The sequence below is a fragment of the Nostoc sp. 'Peltigera membranacea cyanobiont' 232 genome (assembly GCF_002245985.1).
In the GTDB taxonomy this organism is placed as follows: Bacteria; Cyanobacteriota; Cyanobacteriia; order Cyanobacteriales; family Nostocaceae; genus Nostoc.
This window is the reverse complement of record NZ_NOLK01000397.1, coordinates 1-1,060: the sequence shown is the minus strand read 5'-3', so window position 1 is coordinate 1,060 and position 1,060 is coordinate 1. Positions and strand designations below refer to the sequence as shown.

General features: G+C 43.1%; 1 protein-coding gene and 1 pseudogene. Both read left to right on the top strand.

Translation table 11 applies throughout. The features are described from left to right. Positions 1 to 431, top strand: a 431-nt coding sequence (locus CDG79_RS45325; protein WP_333783021.1) for a helix-turn-helix domain-containing protein, incomplete at its 5' end; no start/stop codon positions are given. 85 nt (positions 432 to 516) lie between these two features. Beyond that, positions 517 to 1,053 (top strand): annotated as a pseudogene (locus CDG79_RS45320) (transposase). Positions 1,054 to 1,060 lie beyond the last annotated feature (7 nt).

The following is a 1,060-nucleotide window of genomic DNA, read 5'->3' as shown; positions in this document are numbered from 1 at the left end:
CTCCATTGCGAGTTAGATTAACAGATTTAGAAGATTTGACGCTTTTGGAGTTGCGGTCAGCGACAACAGTTCCTCAACGAACAAGAGATCGCGCCCACATAATTCGATTAAATGCCCAAGGATGGAATGTACCAGCGATAGCTAAAATTTTTGAGTGTCACGAACATACGGTACGAGCAACACTGAGGCGTTGGGAAAATAAGGGTTTGGGAGGATTGTGGGAAACTTCTGGGCGTGGAGCAAAGTCCAAATGGCTTGAGGCAGACTTAGCATATTTAGAGGATTGCTTAGAGTTAGAACCCCGTACTTATAACAGTTTGCAGTTATCAGAAAAATTGGCTCAAGACCGAAATGTGCAACTGAGTCCGTCTCGTCTGCGACGTTTACTCAAAAAAAAAGTGGAAATGGAAGCGCACCCGCCATACTCATAAGAGAAAACAAGACCCAGAAAAACGACGACAAAAGCTTGCAGACCTAGATACCCTAAAACAAGCGGCAGTAGAGGGTTATGTTGAGCTGAAATATCTTGATGAGTCTGGGTGTTGTCGTTGGAGTCCCGTTAGTTACACTTACAGTCGCATCGGTAGCCAAAAACAAATGGCACAAGTTGGTAGCCGTGGTGGTCGCATTAGTATTTTGGGTTTATGGCAACCCCAAGTCAGTTTTGAGTATGCCTTGGTTCAAGGTGGGTTCAAAACAAAACGCTACATTGAGGTTATGGATTGGGTTGCAGCTAAGGCACAAGACACTTTAGTTGAAACTGGTCGTATCAGTGTCATTGTTCACGACAATGGGTCTTTGCATACCAGCAAGAAAGCAAAACAAAAATGGCTTGAGTGGCAGTAAAAAGGACTATTTGTTTTCTTCTTACCACCCTATTGTTCCGAAATGAATCGGATCGAGGAAGAGTGGCATCAACTAAAAACTCATGAAATTGCTGGACAAATGTTTGACAATAACTACGATTTGGCTATGGCAATTATTGATGGCATGGAAGCCAGAAGCGTAAAGGGTGAATATGCCCTTGAGCGTCTTATATTTAATTGTGCCTAGCTACTTA